Here is a 20,382-nt window from a genome sequence, read left to right on the forward strand (position 1 = left end):
AAATGTCGAAACTAACATTAGAGTATGGAGAAGGTTGAATTTGAAATTTGTTGTAATATTGATTAATTGGTGAAATTTCAAAAAGTGTAACTATTTTCAAGTTAGGTTTAAGAACACAGTTATTGAAGATCGTTGTAAAACCAGCTAACGTTTATTTGATAAAAAGGGACGTTAAAGATAAATATGGCGCTTGGTTATGATGGGGGTGTATTATCGAATCAGAAGGGGTCAATTGTAAAAAAAGTTATAGTTTTAAATAAACTTTTAGGGGTAGCTTAGTGGTTGATATTAGTATTTTAGATAGCATTATCCAGTCATTCTTTTTATATTTCGGAATCATTGTCGTTTATAATCATATTTTTAAGCGAACTGGGATCAAGATGTTCATTAAATCGAGTACGTTGTTGATTCTGCTCTCACTGATAGGGTGTCTGTTGGATGATATGGCATCGGTGATATTTTTGTTGGCAGTAGTTATTGAAGAAAAAATTCGTTTTGGCAAACTTATTTTTAGCCATTTGAACGTTTTACTAACACTACTTTCTGGTCAAACCCTAGTTTTTTCATTGGCAGCTTTTTTAAGTGAGTCAATTTTGAGCCTTTCTTTAGGAATTGTTCAGGTCAATGGTTTGTCTAAGTTTAGTCATGTGCTGGTTGGAATTGATATTGTAATTATATGTGTGTTTGATCTTATTGCATTGAGGTTCGTTTACAGTATTTTAAAGAAACAGCCTTTTTCAATGGCTAAATTGCAAAGCCTAAAGATTGATAAAAGGTTATTTGTATTTTTGCTAGTTTTGTTTGGTTCAATCGAACTTTTATTGTTGGTTGGCAATATTCAAGGTGTAACCGCAACAATTCAATTTACGCTGTTGATTGTGTTTATTTTAATGATTGGTTTGATGAGCTGGCAAATGATTGAAATGATTCAGGTCTACACGCGGCAACAACAACTGGAAAATGAAAAACAACAAAATGAGCAGTTGAGTACCTATCTAAAAAGTGTTGAACAACAATATTTGGAATTGCGAAAATTTAAACATGATTATAAAAATTTGATTGTTAGTTTAAATACGCAAACTGATATGGGTAAAGTCAAAGATTATTTGATCAAGGCTAATCACAATAATGTGTTAGAAACTAGCTTGAACGATGCCAAAATTGCCCAAGTAGAACAATTGAAAGATACTGCGATTCGCGGGTTGGTTGTACAGAAGTTTTTCTATGCGAAAAAGTGCGGTGTCGAACTAAACGTTGAAACTTTAAACGAAGCCTTTCAAATTAGTGAGGCGGTTACGATAGTCGTCCGTGTGATTGGAAACTTATTAGATAATGCAATTGAACAGGCACAAAAGATGGCAGATAAGTCCGTCATAATTGCTTTCAATAAAATCGATGATATGTTGGAGATCTCAGTGAGAAATGCGATTGATTCGACATTTAACCAGCAACAGATTTTTAAAACTGGTTATTCGACTAAAGGCCAGAACAGGGGACTGGGACTGGCTAATGTCCGAGAATTAGTCGGCCGGCAACGTCAGTTTCATTTGGATATTGAAAGTAAAGCCGGCTATGTCACAATGACGTTGATTATTATGGAGGATGAGTGAGTGTTTCCAATTTATTTATTAGAAGATAATGCCGTTCAACGTAAAGAATATGAACGCATTATTAATAATACGATTTTGATTAATGAGTATGATATGACATTGGTGGTGGCAGCGGAGGATACGGCCGGTGTGTTATCGAAAATGGCTAATTCTGAAGAAGGCCTGTTCTTCTTGGATATGGAGATTGGTGAAGAAAGTCAGGCTGGACTAAAACTGGCTAGTAAGATTCGAGCGGCTTTGCCATTTGCTCAGATCGTCTTTATCACAACGCATGATGAATTATCTTTTCTAACGTTAGAAAGACGGATTTCGCCATTGGACTATATTTTAAAGGATCAGCCAGCAGATGCTATTATGCAGAAGATCATTAAAGATATTAGTGTGACGCAGGAAATGCTAAAGGCAGATGCGGCTCGTCATCAAGAAATTTTTGGTTATAAATTGGGAAAACGCTTTTTTTCAGTTCCAATGAAGGATGTCATCATGCTGAGTACAACCAAGGAACGGCCGGGCTGCGTCATTTTAACTGCCACTAATCGGCAGACCGATTTTCCTGGTAATCTAAATAGTTTTGAGAAAAAGTATTCGCAGCTTTTTAGGTGTGATAAAAGTGCCTTGATCAACTTGGATCGTATTAGCAATTATGATTATCAAAATAGAAAAGTTACTTTGGCGGCAGACATTGAGTGTCCCGTCTCTTTTAGAAAATCACGGGAGCTCAATAGATTATTGAAGAATAGATAGGATTAGGATCGGATAACAAACGAAGCGCAAAAAATAGTGCTAACTACTGGCAAATCTTGTCAAGCTTAAGTTAGCACTATATTTAAGTGTTATTGATAAATTAGCGTGATAGCATCCGGATACTGTTCAAGCAGATGGCAGACTAGATGCGACTGAATCCGCATTGATTGCGCGGTTACAATTTTTGGATTTTCAAGTAAAATCTACCACTTGTAAACATCACAAGTTTAACCGCTTACATTATTGCTGATTAAATCTGATTAAATATCAGCGCAGCACCAAACAGTAGCATTAGGACGCCAAATGACAGTCCTGACCAAAGTCCTAGGGCAATAAAAGAAGAGACACTCTTGGTTCCGTGTCTTTTGATTTGTAAGAATGCTGCCCTTGCTGCAAATAGTTGCCAGATACCGAGTGCAAGTACGACAACGCCAATTAGTTGTTCAACCATAGCTATTTACCACCTTTGTATCTTGTTTTGACGAGGTTTCCTTATCGATTTCAATATAGCACGAGCTAACTGACCGAGCCTGTTCTAAATTTTAACGTCACTATTTTCAACATGAACGTTACGGCAGAGTCTTAATTGTTATTGAATTAAAAAAATTCAACACCAATCTAAGCAGTTTTATGCCCGGATTGGTGTTGGATTTTTAGGTTGTGATTTATTGATTAAGCAAATTCTGTTTAACGAGCCGTGCCAAATAATTTTCTTGCAACAGGTTGCCGTGGTTAATGTCTTTTTGATTGATGGTCATGGCGTTATAGCGCGTGACCTCGTTCATAAATAGCTTACTCCCAGCGGTCACACTGGATAGCGGCACAACATGGTCGTCACCGTCACCGGCGTCACCCGCAATGTTGATTACGGTATGCAAGGCTTTGAAGTGGGTCTTATTCGCTAATAATGGTTTGTATAAGGTATCATCAGGTTGCTTTTCACTAGTACCCAAGAATGGCGTCCCAATCAGCATTAAATCATGAATTGGAAATGGCTTATCCGTTGCCAAGCCAGCGGCATACCGACTGAAAATTAAGCCACCGTTGGAATAACCGAGCCCATTGGCCGTCGTGAACTTGTAATGTTTGACCAGATAGCGCATGGCGTTCGCGAGTCCTTTGGTTTGGTCAATGATGGTGTCATTGGTATCAGCACTATTTTCAAAGAAAATGACGACTAAAGTATCGTTGAGCTGCGTATTTTTGACCCGCGTTGAAGTCGCTGAAACGCTCAAATCTTTCGCAACGGTCACGTTGATGACGGGATGAGGTTGCGTTGCATCCAAAGTTTTGATCAATTGGTCAAAATCTTCGCGGCGGCTATTGCTTCCAGCAATCATGATTAACGGGCGTTTTTGACCGGTGATCACGTGACTGGCCTGATCAGTATGAAGTTGGGTGATTAGGCCCAAGCCGATGATTGATAAGAGGAATGTTAGCGAAATAATTAATCCCCATTTAAGCTTTTTGGGCATAGTCCCACCTCATTTTTTTAGAGTCGTTCGGCAATGACTGGACGATCGTTTAACTGCTGAACTTGTCGATTGTTCGGCTGACTAAATAATGCTTGGTAATCAGCCAGTTGTTTTTCGCCGAGCATGACGCTGTCTGCACAAACGTACCATTCCACGGTTTCGGTTAATGGTGGGGTGGTCAGTGAGCCTAAGTAATGGTAGACCGTTCCAGTGACTGGCAATAGTTCTGTTAGGTCGATTGGTTCAGTTAAGGCGTGGCTGGCATTTGGGGTCAGCTGGTCTAACAGCCCTTGAAAACTAGGATTAGGCTTGCCGATTCGACCAAAAATTGCGATGACGGCGAGTTGACCGGTGGCACTGCGATGGACAAGATGCCATTCGATTGGTGCGGCTTGACCGTCGATTAAATGTTCAGCAGGTGTGTGAAAATGAATTTGTTCAAAGTCAAAGTCGCGGTCGTTCAAGTAAGCCGCGCCAGTCCCGGTCGCTTTAATGGTCGTTGCGTCACCGGTGATTTCTTTAGCTTGATACAAGCCACGCCAGCTAATAGCTGAAAGTTGTGAAGCCGTGACTGTGGCTGTTTGAATATCGATTGGGGATTGGAATTTGCCGCCAACTGGTTGCCAGTCGGCTTGGGTTGAATAGTCTAATGTTGTCATGTGAAACCTCCGTAAATGATGTCTTAAGGTCTATTTTCTCACGGTCGCTGACTTTGTCAATTAATGGTGAATCTTTTTACCAATTCAGGTCGGCCACAATGTTAAAATGGACAGTAGGCGGTGATGTTTTAGTTATACTGATTAATTGTGCTTGTAACTGACATAACCGATGTGGAAAACTTGATGATTGATAGGATTAAATACGCTACTTTTCTAACTTGGCTATGAGTTTAATCTAGCCGAGAGAGTAAGCAATTTTAGTGCTCAGTGGTGAAATTTTACTTAGTCGAGGGGGTTACTCGGCTTAGTAAAAGCCCGGTTTGCGAGACCGTCCTTTGGCTCGCAACCGTGGCCACCACGTTCCAGCACTAAAATTGCTTGCTCGGTAGGCGGCAAGTGATATCAATCAGACAATTTCCAGCAATAAATTCATAGAATAGGTGGCAGGACTCATGGCAAATGAACGATTATTACCGATTCAAAAAGGCTTCAATTTTCGTGAACTCGGTGGCTATCAAACGAAAGATGGTCATCAGCTCAAATGGCATAAATTAATTCGGAGTGGCGGCTTAGACGAACTGACCCAAGCTGATCTGAAATTTTTAGATGAGTACGGCGTGCGTTATGATGTTGATTTTCGCTCACCACAAGAAGTTTTAGATAGTCCGGATCGAGTTCCTGGCAATGCCAAATACTTATACGCGCCCGTTTTTAACGTGGACGAAACCAAAAATTCAGACGGCACCGATAAAATGACGGCTGACTTGGAAACTCACCCTGATAGTGGTTACCGCCACATGTTGAAAGTTTATCGGATGGTGGTCAACGAACATCACGCGAAGCTTGAATATCGCCGGTTCTTCGATGCATTGTTGGCGAACGACCAACCAAACGAATCGTTACTCTTCCATTGTACGGCGGGTAAAGACCGGACTGGGATGGGTGCGGTCTACTTACTGACAGCACTAGGCGTTGAGCCAGAGACCATTCGAGAAGATTACTTGCTGACTAATTCCGCTTCGGCGGCCCGCATTGATGGCGCAGTGGCGGATGCCCAAAAACAGGGTGCTAGTTCGGATACGGTCGAAAGTATCCGGGCCTTGTGGTCAGTTAACGATGATTATTTAGACGCAGCCTTATCTGAAATCAAGCATCAATCTGGCAACATTGAACATTACTTGCGGACAGAATTGAAGTTGACCAAAACCGAAATCATGCGGTTGCGTGAGTTATATTTAGACTAAGCGGGAAGTGACAGTATGCGTTATTTAACTAGTCCTAGTCACGATATTCGGACTAACTTGGCGATTGAAACTTATTTAATGGCACATGCCGATTTATCCGAACCAATTTTGTACTTCTATATTAATTCGCCATGCATTATTGTCGGACGCTACCAGAACGTCTTGGCTGAAATTAACCAAGCTTACGTTGAACAGCAAAAAATCATTTTAACGCGACGAACTTCTGGTGGCGGCGCAGTCTTTGATGACCTCGGCAATGTCAGCTTCAGTTTTATTACGAAAGATGACGGGAACGGTTTTGGCAATTTCAAGCGTTTCACGGCGCCAGTGTTAAAAGCGTTGCATACGATGGGCGCAACTGGTGCGGAGATGAGTGGTCGTAACGACTTATTGATCGATGGTAAGAAGTTTTCTGGCAATGCGATGCATGTGGAAAATGGTCGCTTATTTTCGCATGGCACCTTGATGTACGATGTTGATCAATCGCAAATTGTCAAAGCTTTAACGGTGCCCGCCGATAAAATGGCGTCCAAAGGGATCAAATCGGTACGCAGTCGGGTCACCAATTTGCGGCCGTATTTAGCACCAGAATATCAACATTTAACCATTGAAGCTTTTCGTGACACGTTAGCGCGTGAAATCCTTGGGGTGACTGACCTAGCTTCGGCTAAAACTTACCCTTTGGATAACGAAGCCCAAGCCGGTGTCGCAGCGTTGAATCAAAAGTATTTTAAGAATTGGGATTGGATCTATGGCCAATCACCAGCTTTTGAACTGAAACATCGGCGGCATTTCACTGCCGGCACGGTCGAGTTTCGCTTAAATATTGCAGCTGGTCGAATCGCTGATTTAACTGTCTATGGTGATTTCTTTGGGTCACAACCGGTCCAGCCAGTGTTGGATCACTTAAAAGGTGTGAAATACACGCGGGCAGCAGTGACCACCGCGTTAGCTGATTTAGACTTGACCCAGTACTTTGGCCAGATTGAACGTGAAGCCTTGATCGATTTGATTGTTGAACAGGGTGACGCGCAAAAGTAAGCGTATAAAAGGGTTGTCAGCAGTGACAACTTTTTTTAACATAAAATGTAACCGTTTTAAAATATTGTTTTGCTTTATATCGTGAAATCATTTACAATGTAGTCATCGATAATTATTTTATATAAAAACGACTGATGATTAAGCAAATTCAGGTAACCAGTTCTACTTATCACTGCGGTGGTGAACCAATCGGTAGGCGGCAAAAACACTAGTCTAGTTGTTAAATCCAATGGAAAAAGGAGTTCTGAAAAATGCACAAGTTTGTAGCTATCGTTGGGAGTAATTCTGATGACTCGACGAATCGAAAGTTATTACAGTTCATGAAAAGACATTTTGCAGCTCAAGCTGAAATTGACTTGGTTGAAATCAAAGATTTACCAATGTTCAATAAGCCAGAAAATCGTCAGGTCCCAGCTGCGGCCACGGCTATTGCTGAAAAAATCGATCAAGCGGACGGCGTCATCATTAGTACGCCAGAATATGATCATTCAGCACCAGCCGTGTTAATGAACGCGCTGGAATGGTTGTCATTTCATATTCATCCCTTTGTGGATAAACCTGTCATGATTATTGGCGCGTCATATGGGTCACTCGGGACGTCACGGGCGCAAGCGCATCTCCGTCAAATCCTGGATTCACCTGAATTACGTGCTCGAATCATGCCAAGCTCTGAATTTTTATTAGGGCATTCATTACAAGCTTTTGATGATGAAGGCAATCTGGTGGATCAACAAAAATTAGCAAAATTAACGGGCTTATTCACCGATTTTCAAACTTTCGTGGATATTACGAAAGAATTGAATCATGCGAATGAAGTGAACCGTAAAGAAGTTCAGAATGTCAACTGGGACAAGCTATAGATAGGAGTTTTGTGACATGAAATTAGTTGGAATCGCCGGCTCCGTTGCGGATAAATCTTACAACCGGCTACTATTAAAGTTTATTGCCAATCATTTTAGTGACACTGTGGATGTCGAAATCCTCGATATTCAAGATGTCCCAATGTTTAACCAAAGTGATGATCAGACTGACAGTGAATCAGTTCAATATTTGAGTAACAAGATTAAACAAGCTGACGGGGTCATTATTGCGACGCCAGAACATAATCATACGATTACGGCCAGCTTGAAGAGTGTGATCGAATGGTTGTCGTATAAGATTCACCCGTTATCAGGCAAGCCAGTGATGATTGTTGGGGCTTCTTACTACGATCAAGGGTCATCGCGAGCGCAACTGAACTTGCGTCAGATTTTGGAATCACCAGGTGTTGATGCCATCGTGATGCCCGGAAATGAATTTTTGCTAGGCGAAGTCAAAGACGCGTTTGATGATCAGCACAATTTAAAGGACGCGCGGACAGTCGGTTTCTTGAAAGAAACGCTCGATAAGTTCGTTAAGTTTGTTAAAGTCATCAATACGATGAATGGGCCAGCCGCAGATGATGGCTGGAAGTCCGAAGATTTAGAGTCACACGGCAAAGTTGAAACAACCATTGAAGGCGTGGATATGCACGCGGCAGATTGGGTCGAAAAAGCGTCAGCCAAGACCCACGCGGCGTCCGGTGACGACTATGTTGAGTTGGATCGTGGTGTTTTGACGGTCAACCAATTGAATTACTTCTTGAATTCCATGCCAATGGAACTAACGTATGCGGATGCGAATAATCAATTTATTTATTACAATCACAATGCGGATGCCAAGGATATGTTAGCCTCACGGACACCGGCGCAAGCGGGTAACCCGATGGCAGACTGTCATCCAAAGCGGGCAATTCCACATGTGCAACAAGTGATTCACATGTTGCGGACGGGCAAGACTGATTTGTTCAAACTCCCCGTACCGGGAAATGGTCCCGACAAGTACGTCATGCATTATTATCAAGCGATGCACGATGCTAAGGGAGAATATAAAGGAATTAATGAATTGGTCCTCGATATTATGCCAATCGTTAAGTACTACCTCTCCCATACTGGTCAAGTGTTAGCCAAAAATCCGAATGCCAAGACGGATGCTGTTTCTGGCGCTTCTGCTAAAGCAGCGACACCAAAGCCAGACAGTGTTTCCGGTGCGTCCGCGGACGTTGCCCCCGAAGCACCTGATGAGGTCTCCGGTGCTTCGGCAGATCCAGAACCAGTGACACCAGCACAACCTGAAGTTGACAGTGTTTCTGGGGCTTCTGGTAATGATAACTAAAATTTTGTCATAGAAATAGGATGAGTAACCAAACCACGGTTGCTCATCCTATTTTTTTAGGAATGTTTTGGTTTAAGTTCAAAAAATGAATTCCAAATGCTGGCACAAGCGAGAATGAAAATAATCGGGTAGGTGAAAATATCACCGGCAGTGATCATGGTGTGTGGGAAACCAAAAATGGTGACCCAGACAAACACGAGTCCCAACCAGAAACCGAATGACTTATAAAAAGAAATGGGTCGTTTTAATTGCATCTCGATGCCTTCTCTCCGAATGAGGCCATCTGTCCTAAAAACGATACGAACGATTCGATGGCTGTCAGGACAAATGGTTAGCCTAATCTCAAAATTAATTAAGCAACGCTAGTTTAGAACCGAGGGCCATCAAAGTATAGGTGAAAGTTTCGAAATGGCTGAGGTGTTTTAAATTTAAAGCCAGCGCATGTTAGTTCATTAAAGATTGAAAGTGGGGACAGCCGCTTCCGGTTGGCACTGATTGCATGCGGTCGTGGGACCGGGGCCAGCCTGAAAAGCGGTCTGCCCCCTCGTTTGGAACAGTTGCGAAAGGCGCAATTGTCCCGAACGGTCCGTGGTGTAAAGCCGGAAAAATCGCCGACTTAACGCCACCTTCACGACCGATACAATCAGTGCCAACCTCCAGCTATTTTAGTGGCGTTAGCTGAATAGGGGGTGTTTAAAATGATGTTTACTAGCATCGCCAACGTTGAATAACTTTTCTGAACAATTGAGTCTGAGTGATCTTAGTAATTAGTCTAAGGTTACTGGTTATACTTTGGCAGACATGCTCTCAGTACTGCCATTCTGATTGAGAACTCACTAAAAGTCGTCAGTTTCTTGTTCTGAACTGGGTCGTTGCTGTTTCAGTTTCTAAAAAGAATGTTTTACCTAGCGCAGGACGGTCTGGATGACTCTCAGTGGTGAAATTTTACTTAGTCGAGGGGTTTACTCGGCTTAGTAAAAGCCCGGTTTACGAGACCGCACTTTGGCTCGTAACCGTGGCCACCACGTTCCAGCGTCGATCCAGACCGTCCGGAGCGGCAATGAGCCCCGATTTCAAAGTTATCAAGCAAACACGCCACAAAAAGTATCGTTCGTAAATTACTAATAAAAGGATTTATAATTAAAATCCAGCTAAACCCGTTGATTTGGTGGTCAACCTAACCAATCGCCAACACGACGGATATAAAATTAATAATGTTAAACTTAACTAAGTTAATAGCCATTTTAATAAACACGAACATTAAAACGTTAATTAATCGATAAAGTTAAGAAATTCGTTGACAGCGACTAGTGAGGTTGTTAAACTTATCATGAAAACAAAGAAAGAAGGATTGAGATGGCGAAAGTTGGTTTAGTGATGGGGTCAATCTCGGATTGGCCAACGATGCAATTAGCTGCTCAGCAATTAACAGCGCTCGGAATCGATTACGAACGGCGGGTCATTTCCGCCCATCGGATGCCGGCAACGTTGCAAACATACGGTGAACAAGCTGCTGAACGTGGCTTGCAATTAATTATTGCAGGCGCGGGCGGTGCCGCACATTTACCGGGTATGTTGGCAGCCAATACGCTGTTGCCAGTCATTGGCGTGCCAATCAAGACGCGGGCATTAAATGGGGTCGATTCCTTATTATCAATTGTCCAAATGCCTGCCGGTGTGCCAGTGGCGACGATGGCCATTGGCGACGCGGGCGCTAAAAATGCGGCCTTGATGGCAGCGCAAATCTTAGGGTTACAAGATGAGAAAATTCAGCAAGCAGTACTTAACTTTCGGCAACGACAACGGCAGGAGGCTGAACAAAGTGAACAGCAATTCTAACCAGCTCATTTTACCGCCAGCCACGATTGGTATCGTCGGTGGGGGCCAACTTGGTCAAATGATGGCGCTCAGTGCTAAAGCGATGGGTTACCACGTGGGCGTGCTCGATCCGACACCACAAGCCCCGGCTGCGCAAGTCGCCGATTTTCAAATTACGGCTGCCTACGAAGACAAATCGGCGTTGATTACGTTGGCACAACAAAGCGATGTCCTCACTTATGAGTTTGAAAATGTTGACGAATCTGCTTTGATTGCTGCTCAACAATATGCACAATTGCCACAAGGCACCGAACTGTTACACATCACCGGCAATCGCCTCAACGAAAAACAATTCTTACACGATCACGGGATTCCGGTCACACCATTCGCACCAGTGACCGATGAACAAAGCTTAAATTATGCGATTCAGCGTGTCGGCACGCCCGCTATTTTGAAAACAGCCGCGGGAGGCTATGACGGTCATGGTCAAGCTGACTTAATGCAGCCAGAACCGACCACTGAAGCACTCGACTTATTAAACCAACCTTGTATTTTAGAAGCTCGGCAAGAATTTCGTGCCGAGGTTTCCATCATGGTGACGCGCAGTGCGGCGGGGGTCGTTACCGCGTTTCCACTCGTTGAAAATCGTCACCAGCATCACATCTTACACACCACAATTGCACCGGCCAATGTTGGCCCGGCAGTACACGCCGCCGCTCGTAAAATCGCAGTTTCCGTCGCGGAAGCCTTGAATTTACGCGGGGTCTTAGGCATTGAATTCTTCGTTTTACCAGATGACACCTTATTAGTGAATGAACTCGCACCACGGCCACATAATTCCGGCCATTATACGATTGAAGCATGCAATATTTCTCAATTTGAAGCACATATTCGTAGTATCTGTGGCTTGCCAATTCCAGCCATTACACAGTTTGAACCCGCAGTGATGCGTAATTTATTAGGCGATGACTTAACGGTCGCCCGGGAAAACTTAATCAACCATCCCGAATGGCATTTTCACGATTACGGTAAAGCTGAGATTAAACCGCAACGAAAAATGGGCCACATCACCGTTTTAAATGCCAATATCGATCAAGCACTCAAGGCACTACAACAATTGAAGGGAGCACAATAATCATGACGGCAGTTGAAAAAGGGGACTTACTTTACACGGGTAAGGCCAAGGAAATGTATGCGACTAATGATCCCGAGGTGTTATGGGTTCAGTATTTAGATCAAGCAACGGCGCTGAACGGTAAACGTAAAGTGGTCGTTGATCAAAAAGGACGCCTCAATAATCGGATTTCTAGCCTCATTTTTAAGGACTTGGCCAAACATGGGATTCCCAATCACTTTATCGACCAACCATCCGACTATGTGCAATTAGTGAAACGCGTCAAGATGATTCCATTGGAAACTGTCGTTCGTAACGCGGCTTCTGGGAGCTTTGAACGCAAATTTGCCGTTGAACATTTGACGAAATTCACGACACCCGTTTTAGAATTCTTCTATAAAAGTGATGCTTTAGATGATCCATTCATCAACGACTCACAAGTGGCAGCCTTAAATGTGGCGAGTGGCGAAGTCGTTGCCGAAATGAAGCGCCAAGCCTTACTCGTCAACACCCGCCTGCAAGCAATTTTTGCGGAAATGGGTGTTCAACTGGTCGACTTTAAGATTGAATTTGGCCTGACAGCGACTGGAAAAGTGTTATTAGCCGATGAAATTTCACCAGACAGTTGTCGTTTAGTGGATGAAAAGACGCAAAAGTCGCTCGATAAAGATGTTTTCCGTAAAAATCTCGGTGACTTAACGACAGTCTACCAAGAAGTTCTCCAACGCCTTGCCACAGTTGAAGGGAGCCAACAATAATGTATTTGGCAAAAGTATACGTGACTTACAAGGAATCTATTCTTGATCCAAAAGGGGAAGCCGTGCATGATGCCTTGCACCGCCTCGGCTATACCAATGTCGATTCGGTTGAATTAGGCAAGTATTTTGAAATCAAACTGATCGCTGGCAAACAACCCGTTGAAGCCGAAGTGGATGAAATGTGTGACCGTTTGCTAGCTAACGTGAATATGGAAAGTTATCGTTACGAAATTACCGAGATGGAGGCGTAAACGACTATGAAATTTGCCGTACCCGTCTTCCCAGGGTCCAATTGTGACCATGATATGGTCAATGCTTTACGTGATATTTTAAAAGCTGATGCCGATTTGGTGCCCGCAACCACGACTGATTTAACTGCTTATGACGCTGTGATTTTACCGGGTGGCTTTTCGTACGGTGATTATTTGCGGAGTGGCGCCATCGCTCGGTTTGCGCCCGTCATGACAGCGGTCCAAGCCTTTGCCGCAACTGGTAAACCAGTGATGGGAATCTGTAATGGGTTCCAGATCTTAACTGAAGCCGGTTTGTTGCCAGGCGCTTTGCAAGCCAACCGTTCAGCACAGTTTATTTGCGAAACGAGTGACTTAATTGTGCGCAACGTTGAGACGCAATTCACGAGTGACTACGCCGCGGAAGCTCATTTACAGTTACCAATTGCGCATGGCGAAGGTAATTACTATTGTGATGAGGCCACTTTAGCTGAGTTACGGGCTAACCACCAGATTGTCTTTGAATATGTGGACAATCCTAATGGGAGTGTGGCTAACATTGCCGGCATTATTAATCGTCAAGGCAACGTTTTAGGCATGATGCCGCATCCAGAACGTGCCGTTGAGGCCATCTTGGGGTCGACCGACGGCTTAGGAATCTTCAAGTCACTATTAGCGCGTCATGAGGAGGCTACCCATGCTTAAAAATAATGAGTTGACCCCAGAAGCCCTGCGCGATAGTAAGGCGTACCAAGAATGGGGCCTGACTGACGCAGAGTATCAGTTGATTGCTGACGACGTGTTAGGCCGCTTGCCAAATTATACGGAAGCCGGCTTGTTCTCTGGGATGTGGAGTGAACATTGTTCGTACAAAAACTCCAAGCCAGTGCTCAAGAAGTTTTGGACGCAAGGCGAACAAGTTTTGGAAGGTCCCGGTGAAGGTGCTGGGATTATTGATATTGGTGACGGTCAGGCAGTTGTTTTCAAAGCTGAAAGTCACAATCATCCGTCCGCCGTTGAACCTTATGAAGGGGCTGCAACCGGCGTTGGTGGGATCATCCGTGACATCTTCTCGATGGGTGCCCGACCAATCGCCTTGTTAGATAGTTTGCGTTTTGGCGAACCCACGGATACGCATACGAAATACTTAATTGAACAAGTTGTCGCTGGTATTGGTGGTTATGGCAACTGTATCGGGATTCCAACGATTGGTGGCGACACTGTCTTTGATGCCAGTTATCAAAAGAATCCATTAGTAAACGCCATGTGTGTCGGTATTTTAAACCAAGCCGACATTCAAAAAGGCCAAGCGACTGGTATCGGGAATGCTGTCATTTACGTTGGCGCTAAGACTGGTCGTGACGGTATCAACGGCGCGTCCTTTGCTTCCGCGGAATTTAATGATGCCAAGGCTTCGCAACGGTCAGCGGTCCAAGTCGGTGATCCATTCATGGAAAAGCTTTTGATGGAAGCTTGTTTGGAAGTCATCCATGACCATCGTGATGTGCTGATTGGGATTCAAGATATGGGCGCGGCGGGGTTAGTGTCTTCGTCCGCTGAAATGGCTTCTAAAGCTGGTAGTGGCTTGAAGATGAATTTAGATTTAGTCCCACAACGTGAAAGCGGCATGACTGCGTTTGAACTCATGTTGTCGGAATCACAGGAACGGATGCTGTTGTGTGTCAAAGCTGGGGCAGAAGCTGAAATCGTCCAAGTTTTTGAAAAGTACGGTCTTGATGCCGTGACGATTGGTGAAGTTACCGCCGGCCATCAGTATCAATTATGGCACCATGACGCCTTAGTAGCGGATGTGCCAGTTGACGCTTTAGCCACGAAAGCGCCCGTTTACCAACGTGAAAAGAAGCGGCCAAGTCGGTTGAACAAACAGAGCCATCATCAATTCATGCCACGGATTGTGGATGCGACTGGGGCGCTGAAAAAGTTGTTACAACAACCAACGATTGCGTCTAAAAAGGCACTCTATAATACCTATGATTCGCAAGTGCAAACCAATACCGTGGTCAAACCCGGTTCAGATGCAGGTGTCATTCGGATTCGGCACACGGATAAGGCATTAGCCGTAACAACGGATGTCAACGGTCGTTACCTATACTTGAATCCACGCGTCGGGGGTGAAATTGCGGTCGCTGAAGCTGCCCGTAACATCGTGGCTTCTGGTGGTCAACCACTCGGCATTACTGATTGCTTGAATTTTGGAAATCCAGAGAAACCTGAACAATTTTATGATTTGGATGAGTCAGCGATGGGGATTGCGCGGGCCTGCCAGTTATTTAACACGCCGGTCATTTCCGGTAACGTCTCCTTGAATAATGAATCCAATGGGGAAGCTATTTATCCAACGCCAATGATTGGGATGGTTGGCTTGATCAAGCATCAACGCGATATTACGACGCAAGATTTTAAGCAAGCTGGCGACGCGGTCTACGTTTTAGGCGAAACCGCGGCCGATTTTAATGGTAGTGAATTACAAAAGATGTTGACTGGCGAAATCTCTGGTGAATTATTCGACTTTGATTTAGTCACTGAAAATCGAAATCAACGATTATTGTTGCGGGCGATTCAAAAAGGGCTCGTAGCAAGTGCGCATGATGTTTCTGAAGGCGGATTGATCACGACGATTGCTGAATCCTGCTTTGGCAATGGTTTTGGGGTCAAGCTTAAGAGTGAGATTTCAGCGACGAACTTCTTTGCTGAAACGCAATCCCGCTTTGTGATTTCAGTTTCATCTGAACACAAAGCTGAATTTGAAAACTTGATGGAACCTTATGCGACTTATTTAGGCGAAACGACCGCGGATGATCGGCTTTGGATCGAAACGGCGGATCAAACTTTTGATATTCAAGTGAGTTTTGCAAAACGGTTATGGGAAGGAGCCATACCATGCCTACTGAAGTAAAAGGCTTAAATGAAGAGTGTGGGCTCTTTGGCGTTTGGGGAACTCCAGATGCCGCACAAATTACCTATTTTGGCCTGCATGCTTTGCAACATCGTGGTCAAGAAGGCGCTGGTATCACCGCTAACGACCATGGCGACTTACAATCGCAACGTGGCTTAGGATTACTTGCAGATGTCTTTCGTGATCCCGCTCGATTAGCACGGTTGACTGGTGAAGCGGCTGTGGGACATGTGCGGTATGCCACGGCGGGGAATCACGGGGTTGAGAATATTCAGCCGCTGGAATTTAATTTTAGTGATTCACAGTTTGCGTTAGCGCATAACGGGAACTTAACGAATGCCGTGACGTTACGTCGCAATTTAGAGCAAAATGGGGCCATTTTCCATGCGAGTTCTGATAGTGAAATCTTGATGCATCTCATACGTCGTAGTCCAGCAGCTAATTTGACGGATCAGTTAAAAGACGCTTTACGCCAAGTCCATGGCGGATTCGCGTATTTGCTACTGACTAACGACCGCTTGTTTGCGGCGCTAGATCCGAACGGCTTTCGACCATTAGTTGTGGGTAAGTTACCAACTGGCGGTTATGTCGTTTGTAGCGAGACTTGCGCATTAGACACGGTTGGGGCGACTTTCATTCAAGACGTCCATCCTGGCGAATTACTGACGATCGACGATAACGGGTTAAAAATTGACCACTATACGACCGATACGCAATTGGCGATCTGTTCGATGGAATACATTTATTTTGCCCGGCCAGATTCTGATATCTATGGCGTGAATGTGCATTCTGCACGGAAACGGATGGGCGCGGCATTGGCGCATGAACAACCGGTCGATGCGGATATTGTTGTGGGCGTGCCAAACTCCTCACTGTCTGCCGCTACTGGTTATGCGGAAGCGAGCGGTTTGCCCTACGAAATGGGGCTCATCAAGAATCAATATTCATCACGAACATTTATCCAACCAACGCAAGTTTTACGCGAGCAAGGTGTACGAATGAAATTGTCCGCTGTGAAAGGCGTCGTTGCGGGTAAACGAGTGGTCCTGATCGATGACTCGATCGTTCGCGGCACGACTAGCCGACGGATCGTGAAATTGTTGAAGGATGCCGGTGCTAAAGCGGTTCATTTACGGATTGCCTCACCGCCACTGCGCTTTCCTTGTTTTTATGGCATTGACATTCAAACGACCAAAGAGTTGATTGCTGCACAACAGACGATTCCCGAAATGTGCCAGACTTTTGGCGCCGATTCATTAGGTTTTCTGAGCGAACAAGGGGTGATTGATGCGGTGGGACTCAAAGTCGGCGCGCCATACGGTGGGTTGTGTATGGCCTACTTTAACGGCGATTATCCAACCCCGCTGTACGATTACCAAGCGGAATATGATGAAGAACAACGCCAGTTACAAGCCAAACAGTCGAGGGGTGATTAGGTGAGCGACGCATACAAAAAAGCCGGTGTTGACCTAAATACCGGTTATGAAGTGTTGAAAGAAGTCAAACAATTAAGTGGCAATTCGCAATTGGGGGCGTTTGGGGGTCTCTTTCCATTAGCGGCCGAAGCGGTTGGTAATGAACCAGTCTTAGTGGCTGGGACCGACGGGGTTGGCACTAAACTATTGGTGGCAATCGCGGCTAATCAGCACACGACGATCGGGATCGACTTAGTTGCGATGTGTGTGAACGATATTTTAGCACAAGGGGCAAAACCCCAATTTTTCTTAGATTATTTGGGTTTGGGACATACAGATACAGCCCGTGTTAAGGCGATTTTGAAAGGCGTTGTCGCCGGTTGCCAGCAAGCGGGAACCGTGCTTGTCGGCGGTGAAACCGCCGAGATGCCTGATATGTATGGTCAAGATCACTATGACTTGGCAGGCTTTGCGGTCGGTATTGCCAATAAGGCCGACTTATTGAGTCCCGACAACGTCCGCGCGGGGGATGTCTTAATTGGACTACCTTCGAACGGTTTACACTCGAACGGGTTCAGTTTAGTACGGGACATTTTATTCAAACAACATGACTTTGCGTTAGACTACGTTTTTCCAGAGTTAGGCCATGACTTACAAACTGAGTTATTACGACCAACTAAGATTTATGTCGAGTCAGTGTTACCGTTACTACAACAAAAATGTGTTGCTAGTATTGCCCATATTACGGGAGGCGGTTTAGTTGAGAACGTGGCGCGAGCTTTGCCGACTGGATTATCGGCACAATTTACGGTCGGTCGTTGGCCGGTCCCGCCGATCATGTCGCTCTTAGGCCAGCTGGGTGAGCTTTCGCCAGCTGACTTACGGTCAACGTTTAACTTGGGATTAGGTCTGGTCCTGATCGTGCATCCAGATCAATTGGCAACGGTCACCGCAACCTTAGATCAACAGCACCAGGCTTATTATCAAGTTGGTCAAGTGACTGATCATGGGAAACCAGTGGTGTTTCAGGAGGCTGTCCATGCTTAAAAAAATTGCGGTGTTTGCTTCCGGTAACGGCACGAATTTTGTGGCGCTGCAACAGGCTATCCAAACTCGGCCGATTCCAGCTGAGATTGCGTTGCTCGTTTGTGATCAGGCGGAGGCGCCGGTTATCAAGAAGGCTCAGGCCGATGGGATTCCCGTCCTAGTCGTGAATTTTCGCGATTACGCTACGAAAGCTGATGCGGAGGCGATTATGCTCTCGGCACTCCAACGCGAACACATCGAAGCCATCTTATTAGCCGGGTATATGCGGATTATTGGTCAGACGTTGTTGACCGCTTATCCTCATAAAATTATTAATATCCATCCCGCCTTGTTACCTCAATTTCCTGGTCGGCGTGGGATTGAAGATGCTTTTGAAGCTGGCGTGACGGAGACGGGGGTGACCATTCATTTTATTGATGCCGGTATTGATACTGGTCAAATCATTGGTCAACGAACGGTCCCCGTTATGGCGGATGATACGCTGGACAGCCTAGCTGCCCGAATTCATCAAACTGAACATCAATTTTATCCAGACGTTTTACAATCACTCATCAATAAAGGAGCTATCTAATGACAAAGCGAGCCTTATTAAGTGTTTCTGATAAACAAGGATTAACAGATTTTGCAAAAGGGTTAGTGGCACTGGACTATGAACTGGTTTCGACTGGCGGAACGAAAAAAGCCTTGGAAGCTGCGGGCGTGCCAGTTATCGGCATTGAAGAAGTGACTGGTTTCCCAGAAATGCTAGATGGTCGGGTGAAGACGTTACACCCCAAAGTGCATGCTGGGCTATTAGCGCGACGTGATTTGCCAGCACATATGGCCCAACTGAAAGCCGCTGGTATTACCCCAATCGATATGGTCGTTGTCAACTTGTATCCTTTTAAGGCGACAATCATGCAGCCGGAAGTGACTCAAGCCGAAGCGATTGAACAAATTGATATTGGTGGGCCTTCAATGTTGCGTTCAGCAGCGAAAAACTTTGCGGCCGTCTTGCCAATTGTTGATCCTGCTGATTATGATGAAATCTTGGCAGACTTACAAGAGGATTCGATCACGCCAGAATTACGCCAACGGTTGGCAGCCAAAGTCTTCCAGCATACGGCCAGTTATGATGCGTTGATTGCGCAATATTTGACGACGGAAGAATTCCCCGACAAATTAACGTTAACTTACGATAAAAAACAAGCGCTCCGTTATGGTGAGAACAGCCATCAACAAGCGTCTTTCTACGAAAATGCGTTGCCAACCCCATTCTCAATCACGGGTGCCAAGCAATTGCACGGGAAAGAACTCTCGTACAACAACATCAAAGATGCGGATGCGGCGTTGCACATGGTTAGTGAATACGACGTCCCAGCAGTGGTTGCAATGAAGCACATGAATCCTTGTGGGGTTGGGCTAGGTGACACGATTGAAGCCGCTTGGGATAAAGCGTACGCGGCCGATTCAATCTCCATTTTTGGCGGCATTATTGCCTTAAATCGACCGGTTGATTTAGCCACGGCGGAAAAGATGCACAAGATTTTCTTGGAAATCATTATCGCGCCTAGTTTTGACCAAGACGCCTTTGACGTGTTAGCAAAGAAGAAAAACGTGCGCTTACTCACCGTGAACTTTGATCAAGCCCACACGGCGGATAAATTTGAAACTATTTCAGTTGGTGGCGGCTTGCTACGGCAAGAAGTCGACCAAGCTTTCGAAACACCAGCCGACTTCACGGTCGTTACTGAGGCGCAACCAACCGACGCCCAATTAAAGGCGTTAGCATTCGGCCAGCAAGTGGTCAAGCACGTGAAGAGTAATGCCATCGTAGTCACAACTGCTGACCGAACATTAGGCGTTGGTTCTGGTCAAATGAACCGAATCGATTCGACCAAGATTGCGATTGAAAAAGCCATGAGTAAGCCAGGTTACGAAAACGCGATCCTTGCTTCCGATGCGTTCTTCCCAATGGATGATTGTGTTGAATTTGCGGCGCAACACGGCATTCGCGCCATTGTTCAACCAGGCGGGAGTATCAAAGACCAAGACTCGATCGATATGGCAAATCGTTATGGTATCGCAATGGTCACGACGGGTGTTCGGCACTTCCGGCACTAAGCGAAAGGATGGCA

General features: G+C 45.0%; 20 protein-coding genes. 16 read left to right on the forward strand and 4 right to left on the reverse strand.

Annotated features, from left to right (window positions below):
• The first annotated feature begins 740 nt into the window (after nt 1-740).
• Together FFM70_RS11475 and FFM70_RS11480 are read left to right on the forward strand one after the other, a co-directional pair.
• Nucleotides 741-1,610 (forward strand): sensor histidine kinase, encoded by an 870-nt coding sequence (locus FFM70_RS11475; protein ID WP_223877490.1) that lies wholly within the window; start codon nt 741-743, stop codon nt 1,608-1,610.
• A complete protein-coding gene (locus FFM70_RS11480; protein ID WP_137616999.1) occupies nt 1,611-2,354 on the forward strand; it encodes a response regulator transcription factor in 744 nt (247 codons plus the stop codon).
• Nucleotides 2,355-2,604: 250 nt separating this feature from the next.
• Here the strand turns inward: FFM70_RS11480 and FFM70_RS11485 are convergent, their stop codons facing one another.
• The 3 genes from FFM70_RS11485 to FFM70_RS11495 form a co-directional block, all read right to left on the reverse strand.
• Entirely contained in the window at nt 2,605-2,805 is a 201-nt protein-coding gene (locus FFM70_RS11485) for a bacteriocin immunity protein (RefSeq protein WP_137617000.1), read from the reverse strand.
• 214 nt (nt 2,806-3,019) lie between these two features.
• Nucleotides 3,020-3,829 carry an alpha/beta hydrolase gene (locus FFM70_RS11490; protein WP_137617001.1) on the reverse strand — a complete coding sequence of 270 codons (810 nt, stop codon included), beginning with the start codon at nt 3,827-3,829 and terminating at the stop codon, nt 3,020-3,022.
• Nucleotides 3,830-3,846: 17 nt separating this feature from the next.
• Nucleotides 3,847-4,488 carry a carbonic anhydrase family protein gene (locus FFM70_RS11495; protein ID WP_137617002.1) on the reverse strand — a complete coding sequence of 214 codons (642 nt, stop codon included), beginning with the start codon at nt 4,486-4,488 and terminating at the stop codon, nt 3,847-3,849.
• A 452-nt stretch (nt 4,489-4,940) separates the two neighbouring features.
• Between FFM70_RS11495 and FFM70_RS11500 the strand changes: the two genes are divergently transcribed.
• The 4 genes from FFM70_RS11500 (at nt 4,941) to FFM70_RS11515 (ending at nt 8,966) form a co-directional block, all read left to right on the forward strand.
• Complete coding sequence (locus tag FFM70_RS11500; protein ID WP_137617003.1) at nt 4,941-5,732, forward strand: tyrosine-protein phosphatase; 792 nt, start codon at nt 4,941-4,943, stop codon at nt 5,730-5,732.
• A gap of 15 nt (nt 5,733-5,747) precedes the next feature.
• A complete protein-coding gene (locus FFM70_RS11505) occupies nt 5,748-6,773 on the forward strand; it encodes a lipoate--protein ligase (protein WP_137617004.1) in 1,026 nt (341 codons plus the stop codon).
• A 251-nt stretch (nt 6,774-7,024) separates the two neighbouring features.
• A complete protein-coding gene (locus tag FFM70_RS11510) occupies nt 7,025-7,633 on the forward strand; it encodes an NADPH-dependent FMN reductase (protein ID WP_137617005.1) in 609 nt (202 codons plus the stop codon).
• A 16-nt stretch (nt 7,634-7,649) separates the two neighbouring features.
• Entirely contained in the window at nt 7,650-8,966 is a 1,317-nt protein-coding gene (locus FFM70_RS11515; RefSeq protein WP_137617006.1) for an NADPH-dependent oxidoreductase, read from the forward strand.
• Between the two features lie 56 nt (nt 8,967-9,022).
• Here the strand turns inward: FFM70_RS11515 and FFM70_RS11520 are convergent, their stop codons facing one another.
• Nucleotides 9,023-9,220, reverse strand: coding sequence for a hypothetical protein (locus FFM70_RS11520; protein WP_137617007.1), 198 nt, complete (start codon nt 9,218-9,220; stop codon nt 9,023-9,025).
• A 1,102-nt stretch (nt 9,221-10,322) separates the two neighbouring features.
• Between FFM70_RS11520 and purE the strand changes: the two genes are divergently transcribed.
• Genes purE through purH form a run of 10 tightly spaced genes read left to right on the forward strand, consistent with a single transcriptional unit; the run spans nt 10,323 to nt 20,368 of the window.
• Nucleotides 10,323-10,805, forward strand: a complete 483-nt coding sequence (purE, locus tag FFM70_RS11525) for a 5-(carboxyamino)imidazole ribonucleotide mutase (protein ID WP_137617008.1) — start codon at nt 10,323-10,325, stop codon at nt 10,803-10,805.
• Nucleotides 10,789-11,919 (forward strand): 5-(carboxyamino)imidazole ribonucleotide synthase, encoded by a 1,131-nt coding sequence (purK, locus tag FFM70_RS11530; RefSeq protein WP_137617009.1) that lies wholly within the window; start codon nt 10,789-10,791, stop codon nt 11,917-11,919. Before purE ends, purK begins: the two co-directional genes overlap by 17 nt.
• Entirely contained in the window at nt 11,919-12,656 is a 738-nt protein-coding gene (purC, locus tag FFM70_RS11535) for a phosphoribosylaminoimidazolesuccinocarboxamide synthase (protein WP_137617010.1), read from the forward strand. The genes purK and purC overlap by 1 nt, the downstream gene beginning before the upstream one ends.
• Nucleotides 12,656-12,907, forward strand: coding sequence for a phosphoribosylformylglycinamidine synthase subunit PurS (gene purS / locus FFM70_RS11540; protein ID WP_137617011.1), 252 nt, complete (start codon nt 12,656-12,658; stop codon nt 12,905-12,907). Before purC ends, purS begins: the two co-directional genes overlap by 1 nt.
• A gap of 6 nt (nt 12,908-12,913) precedes the next feature.
• Entirely contained in the window at nt 12,914-13,591 is a 678-nt protein-coding gene (gene purQ / locus FFM70_RS11545; protein WP_137617012.1) for a phosphoribosylformylglycinamidine synthase subunit PurQ, read from the forward strand.
• Nucleotides 13,584-15,803, forward strand: a complete 2,220-nt coding sequence (gene purL, locus FFM70_RS11550; protein WP_137617013.1) for a phosphoribosylformylglycinamidine synthase subunit PurL — start codon at nt 13,584-13,586, stop codon at nt 15,801-15,803. Before purQ ends, purL begins: the two co-directional genes overlap by 8 nt.
• A complete protein-coding gene (purF, locus tag FFM70_RS11555) occupies nt 15,788-17,239 on the forward strand; it encodes an amidophosphoribosyltransferase (protein WP_137617014.1) in 1,452 nt (483 codons plus the stop codon). The genes purL and purF overlap by 16 nt, the downstream gene beginning before the upstream one ends.
• Complete coding sequence (gene purM / locus FFM70_RS11560) at nt 17,240-18,265, forward strand: phosphoribosylformylglycinamidine cyclo-ligase (protein WP_137617015.1); 1,026 nt, start codon at nt 17,240-17,242, stop codon at nt 18,263-18,265.
• Nucleotides 18,258-18,836 (forward strand): phosphoribosylglycinamide formyltransferase, encoded by a 579-nt coding sequence (gene purN, locus FFM70_RS11565; RefSeq protein ID WP_137617016.1) that lies wholly within the window; start codon nt 18,258-18,260, stop codon nt 18,834-18,836. Before purM ends, purN begins: the two co-directional genes overlap by 8 nt.
• Nucleotides 18,836-20,368, forward strand: a complete 1,533-nt coding sequence (purH, locus tag FFM70_RS11570; protein WP_137617017.1) for a bifunctional phosphoribosylaminoimidazolecarboxamide formyltransferase/IMP cyclohydrolase — start codon at nt 18,836-18,838, stop codon at nt 20,366-20,368. Before purN ends, purH begins: the two co-directional genes overlap by 1 nt.
• Nucleotides 20,369-20,382 lie beyond the last annotated feature (14 nt).

Source organism: Lactiplantibacillus nangangensis, from assembly GCF_005405065.1.
In the GTDB taxonomy this organism is placed as follows: domain Bacteria; phylum Bacillota; class Bacilli; order Lactobacillales; family Lactobacillaceae; genus Lactiplantibacillus; species Lactiplantibacillus nangangensis.